The sequence below is a fragment of the Streptomyces viridosporus genome (genome assembly GCF_002078235.1).
GTDB classification, from domain to species: domain Bacteria; phylum Actinomycetota; class Actinomycetes; order Streptomycetales; family Streptomycetaceae; genus Streptomyces; species Streptomyces viridosporus.
The window spans coordinates 1-9,693 of record NZ_MSGP01000490.1 but is presented as its reverse complement, the minus strand read 5'-3'; the positions used below and the strand labels follow the sequence as shown (position 1 = coordinate 9,693).

The 9,693-nt window shown below is 71.7% G+C and carries 7 protein-coding genes; 2 read left to right on the top strand and 5 right to left on the bottom strand.

The window, feature by feature from the left end:
• The 4 genes from B7L92_RS30055 to B7L92_RS30040 all read right to left on the bottom strand — a co-directional run.
• A partial coding sequence (locus B7L92_RS30055; protein ID WP_159461070.1) for a flavodoxin-dependent (E)-4-hydroxy-3-methylbut-2-enyl-diphosphate synthase occupies nt 1-257 on the bottom strand: 257 nt, incomplete at its 3' end.
• Nucleotides 258-439: 182 nt separating this feature from the next.
• Entirely contained in the window at nt 440-1,744 is a 1,305-nt protein-coding gene (locus tag B7L92_RS30050) for a site-2 protease family protein (protein WP_081240504.1), read from the bottom strand.
• On the bottom strand, nt 1,741-3,003 hold the full coding sequence (dxr, locus tag B7L92_RS30045; RefSeq protein WP_081240503.1) for a 1-deoxy-D-xylulose-5-phosphate reductoisomerase: 1,263 nt from the start codon (nt 3,001-3,003) through the stop codon (nt 1,741-1,743). The genes B7L92_RS30050 and dxr overlap by 4 nt, the downstream gene beginning before the upstream one ends.
• Before the next feature lie 137 nt (nt 3,004-3,140).
• Nucleotides 3,141-5,090 carry an acyl-CoA dehydrogenase family protein gene (locus B7L92_RS30040; protein WP_081240502.1) on the bottom strand — a complete coding sequence of 650 codons (1,950 nt, stop codon included), beginning with the start codon at nt 5,088-5,090 and terminating at the stop codon, nt 3,141-3,143.
• A 385-nt stretch (nt 5,091-5,475) separates the two neighbouring features.
• Between B7L92_RS30040 and B7L92_RS30035 the strand changes: the two genes are divergently transcribed.
• Together B7L92_RS30035 and B7L92_RS30030 are read left to right on the top strand one after the other, a co-directional pair.
• Nucleotides 5,476-6,486, top strand: a complete 1,011-nt coding sequence (locus tag B7L92_RS30035) for a LacI family DNA-binding transcriptional regulator (protein ID WP_081240501.1) — start codon at nt 5,476-5,478, stop codon at nt 6,484-6,486.
• A gap of 188 nt (nt 6,487-6,674) precedes the next feature.
• Nucleotides 6,675-8,720: a glycoside hydrolase family 31 protein gene (locus tag B7L92_RS30030; RefSeq protein WP_081240500.1), complete on the top strand. Its 2,046-nt coding sequence runs from the start codon at nt 6,675-6,677 to the stop codon at nt 8,718-8,720.
• A 64-nt stretch (nt 8,721-8,784) separates the two neighbouring features.
• Here the strand turns inward: B7L92_RS30030 and B7L92_RS30025 are convergent, their stop codons facing one another.
• Nucleotides 8,785-9,669 (bottom strand): dioxygenase family protein, encoded by an 885-nt coding sequence (locus B7L92_RS30025; protein WP_081240505.1) that lies wholly within the window; start codon nt 9,667-9,669, stop codon nt 8,785-8,787.
• Between the last annotated feature and the right edge of the window lie 24 nt (nt 9,670-9,693).

The following is a 9,693-nucleotide window of genomic DNA, read 5'->3' as shown; positions in this document are numbered from 1 at the left end:
CGCGCGATCACCGCCAGCGCGTCCGCGTCGTCCTGCGTGGGACAGGCCACCCGCACGATCTGGCACCCCGACGCGGTCAGCTCCGCGATCTGCTGCAGCGTCGCACCGATGTCCGCGGTACGCGTCGTCGTCATCGACTGCACCGACACCGGGGCGTCCCCGCCCACCGCCACGGACCCGACCTGGATCCGCCGGCTCTTCCGCCGCTCGGCGAGCTTGGTCGGAACGGACGGCATGCCGAGAGAAATCGCAGTCATCTGCTGTGCAACCCCAAGTCGTGGATCGAGCTCCGGCTCCCCGTGAGCAGCGGGCCCCGGGCTCCGAGATTACGGCACGGGCCGACGCCCGGGCACATCCCCTTCGTAAACCCGTCCAAAGGACGACGGCCCGGAACGAAAGGGTTCCAGGCCGTCGTGAACGACAGGTGTCGGGGGCGGGGCTAGGAGATCCGCACCGGGTTCACCACGTCCGCGATGAGGACGAGGAGGGTGAAGCAGACGAAGATCCCGGCCACCACGTAGGCCACCGGCATCAGTTTCGCCACGTCGAACGGTCCCGGGTCGGGGCGGCGCAGCACCTTGGCCAGGTTGCGGCGCAGCGACTCCCACAGGGCGCCCGCGATGTGCCCGCCGTCGAGCGGCAGCAGCGGGAGCATGTTGAACAGGAACAGGGAGAGGTTGAAGCCCGCGAGCAGCATCACGAACATGGCCATCTGCTGTGAGGCGGGGATCTCGAGGGTGGCGATCTCGCCGCCGACCCGGGCCGCGCCGACGACGCCCATCGGGGAGTCGGGTTCGCGCGGGCCGTCGCCGAAGGCGGCGTCCCACAGGGCGGGGACCTTGGACGGCAGGGCGGCGAGGGAGTCGACGGCGTCGCCGACCCGGTCGGTCATCCAGACCACGGAGTCGCCGAAGTCCTGTTTGACCACGCCGGTGGCCGCGCTGAAGCCGAGGAAGCCCGCTTTGACGTACTCGCCCTCGACGTAGGCGCCGTTGCCGTCCTTCTTGGCGACCAGGTTGGTGGCGATGTCCGCCTGGAGGGTCACCTCCCGGCCGTCGCGGTCGACGACGATCGGCACCTGCTTGCCCGCGCTGTCGCGGATGAGGTCGGAGAGGACGCCCCAGTCCTCGGTCCTGACCCCGCCGAAGGCGACGATCCGGTCGCCCGCCTTCATGCCGGCCGCGGCGGCCGGGGACTGGGGGTCGGACTTCTTGCACTCGTCGCGGTTCTCGCTCTGCGAGATGACGCACGGCGAGACCGAGCTGACGGTGGTGGTCTGCTGCTGGATGCCGAAGCCCATGAGCACGGTGAGGAACAGCGCCACGGCGAGGATCAGGTTCATGAACGGGCCCGCGAACATCACGACGACCCGTTTCCACGGCTTGCGCGTGTAGAACAGGCGCTTCTCGTCGCCCGGCCGGAGCTCCTCGAACGCGGCGGAGCGGGCGTCCTCGATCATGCCGCGCCACGGCGAGGTGGAGCGGGCCTCCAGCCGGCCGTCGGGGCCGGGCGGGAACATGCCGATCATGCGGATGTATCCGCCGAACGGGATCGCCTTGACGCCGTACTCGGTCTCGCCCTTGTGCCGCGACCACAGGGTCGGCCCGAAGCCCACCATGTACTGGGGCACGCGGATGCCGAACATCTTGGCCGTGGACAGGTGCCCGAGCTCGTGCCAGGCGATGGAGAGCAGCAGGCCGACCGCGAAGACGACTATGCCGAGGATGAACATCAGGATCGTCATGCACGCGCCTCCGCGCTCGCCGTCCGGACTGTCAGTTCCCGGGCCCGTGCGCGGGCCCAGGTCTCCGCTTCGAGGACGTCCGACACGGTCAGCGAGGTTCCCGTTCCCGGGGTGCCGTGCTCCTCGACCACCCGTGTGACCGTCTCCATGATCCCGAGGTACGGCAGCGCGCCGGCGCGGAACGCCTCCACGCACTCCTCGTTGGCGGCATTGAACACCGCCGGGGCGGTGCCCGCGAGCTCGCCCACGTGCCGGGCGAGGTTCACCGAGGGGAACGCCTCGTTGTCCAGGGGGAAGAACTCCCAGGTGGACGCCTTGCTCCAGTCGAAGACCGGGGCGGCGTCGGGGACCCTCTCGGGCCAGCCGAGGCCGATGGCGATGGGCCCGCGCATGTCGGGGGGCGTCGCCTGGGCCAGTGTCGATCCGTCCGTGAACTCAACCATCGAGTGGACATACGACTGCGGGTGCACGACGACCTCAATGCGGTCGAAGGGAATGTCGTACAGCAGGTGCGCCTCGATGACCTCCAGCCCCTTGTTGACGAGGGTGGCGGAGTTGATCGTGATCACCGGGCCCATGGCCCAGGTGGGGTGGGCGAGGGCGTCCTCGACGGTGACGTGCGCCAGCTCCTCCTTGGTGCGGCCGCGGAAGGGGCCGCCGGAGGCGGTGACGACGAGCTTGCGCACATCGGCGCGGGTGCCGGCGGCCAGCGCCTGGAACAGCGCGGCGTGCTCGGAGTCGACCGGGATGATCTGCCCGGGCTCGGCCAGCGCCTTGACCAGCGGGCCGCCGACGATGAGCGACTCCTTGTTGGCGAGCGCGAGGGTGCGGCCCGCCTCCAGGGCGGCGAGGGTCGGCGCGAGCCCGATGGAGCCGGTGATGCCGTTGAGGACCGTGTGGCAGTCGGAGGCGGCGAGCTGCGTGGCCGCGTCCTTCCCGGCCAGGACCTCGGGCAGCGGCTCGCCCGCGCCGTACTGCGCGGCCAGCGCCTCGCGCAGGGCCGGTACGACGTCCTCGCGGGCGACGGCGACCGTACGCACCCGCAGCCGGCGGGCCTGTTCGGCGAGGAGGGCGATCCGGCCGCCGTTGGCGGACAGGCCGGTGACCCGGAAGCGGTCGGGGTTGCGCAGCACGAGGTCGATGGCCTGGGTGCCGATCGACCCGGTGGAGCCGAGGATCACCACGTCCTTCGGGCCGTCTCCCGCGACGGGGTCGTACACCAGGTGCGGGTCGGCGAGGGGGGCTGGAGCGTCGGTCATGGCCCCATTGTGTCGGGTTGCGGCCACTGCCGGGGCCCCGCCCCGGCAGCACCGTTCCCGTGTCCGTGTCGTGCCTGCCGGACGGAGGGGCGCCGGGGAGGAGCCGGACCGGGCGGCGGCCCCTCCCCTCCTCCGGTTCAGCGGATCGGCCGGTGCGCGTTGTCCCGGGTGCTCGGGCCCGGTGCGGCGTCCGCGATCCACGGGCCGTCGCCAGAGGGGTCGACGACGCCGTGCTCCAGCCACGTGTAGGTGCCGGAGAGCACCCCCTTGACGACCTTGCGGTCGATGTCGTCGGTGTTGGTCCACAGCCGGCCGAAGAGTTCCTCGACCCGGATGCGGGCCTGCCGGCAGAAGGCGTCGGCGAGCTGGTAGGCCTCGCGGCCGTTCTCGCCGCGCCCGCGCAGGAGCTCGGCGCGGACGCAGGTGGCGCTCATCGCGAACAGTTCGGCGCCGATGTCGACGATCCGGCCCAGGAAGCCCTGCTTGGTCTCCATCCTCCCCTGCCAGCGGGACATGGCGTAGAAGGTGGAGCGGGCCAGCTTGCGGGAGGTGCGTTCGACGTAGCGCAGGTGCCCGGACAGGTCGATGCCGTGCTTGAACCCGCCGTAGGACCCGGGGAGCTGTCCGGGGCCCGCGACCAGCCTGGGCAGCCACTTCGCGTAGAAGACGCCCGCGTTCGCGCCCGCCCTGGCCTTGTCGGGGAGCGACTTCTCGGGGTCGATCAGGTCGCCGGCGACCGAGAGGTGGGCGTCGACGGCCTCCCGGGCGATCAGCAGGTGCATGATCTCGGTGGACCCCTCGAAGATGCGGTTGATGCGCAGGTCGCGCAGCATCTGCTCGGCGGGGACCGCCCGCTCGCCGCGCGCCCGGAGGGAGTCGGCGGTCTCGAAGCCGCGTCCGCCGCGGATCTGGACCAGCTCGTCGGCCATCAGCCAGGCCATCTCGGAGCCGTACAGCTTGGCCAGGGCGGCCTCGATGCGGATGTCGTTGCGGTCCTCGTCCGCCATCTGCGAGGACAGGTCGACGACGGCCTCCAGGGCGAAGGTGGTCGCCGCGATGAAGGCGATCTTGGAGCCGACCGCCTCGTGCAGCGCCACCGGCTTGCCCCACTGCTCCCGGGCCGCCGACCACTCACGGGCGATCTTCAGGCACCACTTGCCGGCGCCCACGCACATGGCGGGCAGGGAGAGCCGGCCGGTGTTGAGCGTGGTGAGGGCGATCTTCAGGCCCTGGCCCTCCTCGCCGATGCGGTGCGAGGCGGGGACGCGGACCCGGTGGAAGCGGGTGACGCCGTTCTCCAGGCCGCGCAGGCCCATGAAGGCGTTGCGGTTCTCCACGGTGATGCCCTCCGAGGCCGCCTCCACCACGAACGCGGTGATGCCGCCCCGGTGCCCCTCGGACTTCGGCACGCGCGCCATGACCACGAGGAGGTCGGCGACCACGCCGTTGGTCGTCCACAGCTTCACGCCGTCCAGGACGTAGTCGTCGCCCTCCGGGACGGCGGTGGTGGCGAGCCGTGCCGGGTCGGAGCCGACGTCCGGTTCGGTGAGCAGGAAGGCCGAGATGTCGGTGCGGGCGCAGCGCGGCAGGAACGTCTCCTTCTGCTCCTGCGTGCCGAAGAGCTTCAGCGGCTGCGGGACGCCGATCGACTGGTGGGCGGAGAGCAGGGCGCCGATCGCGGGGCTGGCGGAGCCGACCAGGGCGAGGGCCTTGTTGTAGTAGACCTGGGTGAGGCCCAGGCCGCCGTACTTGGTGTCGATCTTCATGCCGAAGGCGCCGAGCTCCTTGAGCCCGGTGACCACCTCGTCGGGGATGCGCGCCTCGCGCTCGATCAGCGCTCCGTCGATCTTCGTCTCGCAGAAGTCGCGGAGCTTGGCGAGGAACTCCTCGCCGCGCTGGGCGTGCTCGTCGGTCGGGAGGGGGTGGGGGTGGATCAGGTCGAGCCGGAAGCGGCCGAGGAACAGTTCCTTGGCGAAGCTGGGCTTGCGCCAGTCCTGTTCCCGGGCGGCCTCCGCGACCTGGCGGGCCTCACGTTCGGTGACGGTGGGTCGAGACGGAGACGGGGGTGTCTCGGGTGCTGCGGACATGAGGCTCACCTCGCCGCGAATCGGAATGGATGGTCCACAACCCCCGGAGGTGATCTTTTCCCATGGTTCCGGGGGTTACGTTACTGACTGGTGCTACCCGATCGTATGTACCCGATTCGTAGCCGCTCCGCCACCCTTCGTGCGGCCGTTCGGCCGACACCGGCCCCGGAAGCCGGCCGGGCACCGGCCGGGCACCGGCCGGGCGTCACGCATGGGAACCTGGGAGCGCCACGGGGCCTGTTGCGGCGGGGTCCCGAAGAAAGCTGTCGAAGCGCTTCGACATCCTCTGGACACCCACCTTCGCTAGGGATACTGTCGAACCACCCTCACCCGCCCTTGTACGCCCTGCGCACTGTCGAAGCGCTTCACACACTGGGAGAGCCGGATGGTCACCCTCGCCGAGGTCGCCCAGCACGCCGGAGTCTCGGCGAGCACGGTGAGCTATGTCCTCAGCGGCAAGCGGTCCATCTCCGTGACCACCCGGCAGCGGGTCGAGCGGAGCATCCGCGAGCTCGGGTACCACCCGAACGCCGGGGCCCGTGCCCTGGCCAGCAGCAGGTCGAACATCATCGCGCTGATGGTCCCGCTGCGCACCGACATGTACGTGCCGGTGATGATGGAGATCGCCATCGCGGTGGCCACCACGGCCCGCACGCACGGCTACGACGTGCTGCTGCTCACCGGCGAGGAGGGCCCCGACGCGGTGCGCCGCGTCTCGGGCAGCGGGCTCGCCGACGGGATGATCCTGATGGACGTCGAACTCGACGACGAACGGCTGCCGTTGCTGCGGGAGACCGACCAGCCGGCGGTGCTGATCGGACTGCCCGCCGACACCACCGGCCTGACCTGCGTCGACCTCGACTTCAAGGCCACCGGCGCGCTGTGCGTGGAGCATCTGGCGACGCTGGGGCACCGGGACATCGCCGTCATCGGCGAGGCCCCCGCGGTGTACGAGCGGCACACCGGCTTCGCCGAGCGCACCCTCGACGGGCTCCGTTCCCGGGGACGGGAGCTGGGGCTGCGGCTGCTGCACCGGCCGTGCGAGGGCGGGTACGACGCGATGGCCGTGACGCTCTCCCGGATCCTGGACGAGCGCCCGGGCACCACCGGGTTCGTCGTGCAGAACGAGTCGGCGGTGGAGCCGTTGCTGGCCCTGCTGCGGCAGCAGGGGCGGGCCGTGCCCGAGGACGTCTCGGTGGTCTCGATCTGCCCCGAGCAGGTCGCCGTGCAGGCGTCGGTGCGGCTCACCTCCGTCGCCATCCCGGCGCAGGAGATGGGCCGGCACGCCGTGGAACAGCTGGTCGCCAAGCTCGACGGGCGGGGCGGTGACGAGGTCGTGCTGCTCGCCCCCGAGCTGACGGTCCGGGCGAGTTCCGGCCCCGCTCCTGCCCAGTAAGCCCGGCCCTTTCCCCTCCCTTCGCTCCCTCCCCTTCATTCCTTCTCCTTCGCTCCCTCCCGTTCTCTCCCTTCTTCGCTCTTCTTCGCTCTTCTTCGGCTTCAGCGCACTTCTCCCTCTTCGGTTTCAGCGAACGCTCGCCCCTCCCGGGGCACCTCCATGTCTGCACTCCTCCAGGAGCACGCCTCGTGACCCAGTCCGCCGAGACACAGCCCAAGGTCGGCCTCGCCCAGTCCTCCCCCACCGTCGGCACGTTCCGTGAGCGGGACGGTGCGCTGGAGTGGAGCGGCCGTCAGGAGACCGTACGGATCGAACCGTGGGGGCCGGACGCGGTCCGGGTGCGGGCCCGGCTCGGCGGCCCGGTGCTCCGGGACCTGCCCGGCGCCCTCCTGGACGAGGCGCCCGCCACCGAGTCCGCCGTGAAGATCGAGGACGGCCGGGGCCTGCTGACCGTCGGCGCGCTGACCGCCGAGGTCGACGCCGAGGGCATGGTCCGCTTCCTGCGCACCGCTGACGGGGGCGAACTGCTCGCCGAGGAGCGTGCCCACTTCTGGTGGCCCGGCCCGCGCCTGTACACGGCGGTCGGCAACGGCCACCACCGGCTGGAACAGCGGTTCGCCGCCCACGACGACGAGCGGCTGTACGGCCTGGGCCAGCACCAGCACGGCCGGCTGGACCAGAAGGGCCTGGTGGTCGACCTCGTGCAGCGCAACGCCGAGGTCTCCATCCCGGTGCTCACCTCCAGCCGCGGCTACACCCTGCTGTGGAACAACCCGGCGATCGGCCGCGTGGAGCTGGCCCACAACGGCACCCGCTGGGTGGCGGACTCGGCCCGGCAGATCGACTACTGGATCACCGCGGGCACCCCGGCGGACGCCCAGCGCCGCTACAGCGCGGTGACCGGGCGGTCGCCGATGCTGCCCCGGTGGGCGGCCGGGTTCTGGCAGTGCAAGCTGCGCTACCGCACCCAGGACGAACTTCTCGCCGTGGCACGGGAGTACAGGCGCCGGGGGCTGCCGCTGGACGTGATCGTCTGCGACTTCTTCCACTGGACGCACCTCGGCGAGTGGAAGTTCGACCCGAAGGAGTGGCCCGACCCGGCGGCGATGGTGCGCGAGCTGGACGAGCTCGGCGTCAAGCTGGTGGTCTCCGTGTGGCCGTCGGTCTCCCCGCTGAGCGAGAACCACCCGGTGATGGACCAGCGCGGCTACTTCATCGGCACCCAGTACGGTCCGACGGCGCACGCCGACTGGCCGGACAAGGAGGTCGCCTCCACGGTCCAGGTCGCCTTCTACGACGCCACCAACCCCGAGGCCCGGGAGTTCGTGTGGTCGAGGATCAAGGAGAACTACCTCGACCCGTACGGGATCACGGCCTTCTGGCTGGACGCCTGCGAGCCGGAGCTGAAGCCGGGCTTCCCGGAGAACCTGCGCTACTGGGCGGGCCCGGGCCTGGAGGTCGGCAACCTGTACCCGGCCGAGAACTCCCGCGCCTTTCACGAGGGCCTCAGGGCCTCCGGCGAGGACGAGGTGATCACCCTCAACCGCTCGGCGTGGGCGGGCAGTCAGCGCTACGGAGCCGCCCTGTGGTCCGGGGACATCGGCACCGACTTCGCCACCCTGCGCCGCCAGATCGCGGCCGGCCTCAACACCTCGCTGTCGGGCATCCCGTGGTGGAACACCGACATCGGCGGCTTCCACGGCGGCGACCCGGACGACCCCGCCTACCGCGAGGTGATGGTCCGCTGGTTCCAGTTCGGCGCGCTGTCCCCGCTGATGCGGCTGCACGGCTTCCGCGACCCGGGCATGCCCCTGGGTCCGGACATGACCGGCGGCCCGAACGAGGTGTGGTCGTACGGCGAGGAGGCGTACCCGATCCTCGAGAAGTACCTGCGGCTGCGCGAGCGGCTGAAGCCGTACGTCCTGGAGGTCATGCGGGAGGCGCACGAGGAGGGGCTGCCGGTGATGCGGCCGCTGTTCCTGGAGTTCCCCGGCGACCAGGCGGCCTGGTCGGTGGACGACGCGTATCTGTTCGGCCGCGACCTGCTGGTCGCCCCGGTGCTGACGGCGGGCGCCACGGCCCGGACGACGTACCTCCCGGCGGGCGCGTGCTGGACGGACGCGTGGACGGGCGAGACCTACGAGGGCGGTGCGGCCGTGACGGTCGCGGCGCCGCTGGACCGCATCCCGCTGTTCCTGCGGGACGGGGCGAGCCTGCCGGTCCGGGAGGCGTAGGGCACTTCGGCCGAAGTCCCGCGCACCGCCGCGGGACTTCGGCCGGAGCGGCGCGGGACGGACGTCACTCGCGGCGCCACAGCGCGGGGACGAGGGGCGGCTCCCAGCCGGTCATGGAGGTGTGGGCCTGCAGACAGCGGTAGGTGGCGCCGTCGTGGGTGACCCGGTCGCCCGCCGCGTACGGGCGGCCGGGCGCCCAGCTGCCGCTCGGCGGGTCGGTCGGCGGATCGGTGGGCGGGTCGGTGGGCCGGCCGTCCGCATCGAGCACGAAGTCGAAGGTGGCCTCCTTGCCGCTGCCGGCGCCGCGGACGTTCATCAGCAGGTCCGGGTCGAAGAGCGCGTCCGTGCTGTTGCGGGGCTCGCCGGGGAAGTACAGCTGGGTGGTGAGCACGGGCCTGCCGGGCGCCTGGGCCTTGACGTGGATGTGCCGGGTGCGGCCCGGGTAGAGGCCGGGCACGATCGTCCGCAGGGTGAAGGCGCCGGAGGAGTCGGTGAACTGGTGCCCGCGGAAGGTGTATCCGGCCATGTCGTAGCCGCCCGCGTGGTCGGCCTGCCAAAAGTCGAGCAGGACCCCCGCGAGCGGGACGCAGTTCCGGCCGAAGACGTGTCCGCCGACGGTGAGCCGGGTGCCGGGGGCGCCCGGTGCCACGAGGTCGGTGCGCAGCGGGGAGTTCGGCTTGAAGTAGGGGCCCTCCATCTGGGGAGGCGTGGGGTCGTCGCCGTCGTCGCAGAAGGGCGTCGGCTTCAGGGACCGCCCCTGGGCTCCGGCGTCCCGGGCGAGCGCCGCCGTGCCCGTGGCGAGCAGCGGGACGGCGGCCCCGGCGGCGACGGCCGCCCTGAGCAGGCTCTTGCGGCTGATCCGGCGGTCGGCGCCGGTTCCCGTACCGGTGCCGGAGGCGTCGGGAGCGGACGCGCCGGTGCCGGAGGCGTCGGGGTCGGGTGGGGTCATGGCGGGTTCCTCGGTCTCCTCGGT

Coding starts and splice junctions, on each gene's coding strand:
- B7L92_RS30025 (WP_081240505.1), bottom strand. CDS start 9,669: ATGACCCCACCCGACCCCGACGCCTCCGGCACCGGCGCGTCCGCTCCC.
- dxr (WP_081240503.1), bottom strand. CDS start 3,003: ATGACCGACGCTCCAGCCCCCCTCGCCGACCCGCACCTGGTGTACGAC.
- B7L92_RS30050 (WP_081240504.1), bottom strand. CDS start 1,744: ATGACGATCCTGATGTTCATCCTCGGCATAGTCGTCTTCGCGGTCGGC.
- B7L92_RS30035 (WP_081240501.1), top strand. CDS start 5,476: ATGGTCACCCTCGCCGAGGTCGCCCAGCACGCCGGAGTCTCGGCGAGC.
- B7L92_RS30040 (WP_081240502.1), bottom strand. CDS start 5,090: ATGTCCGCAGCACCCGAGACACCCCCGTCTCCGTCTCGACCCACCGTC.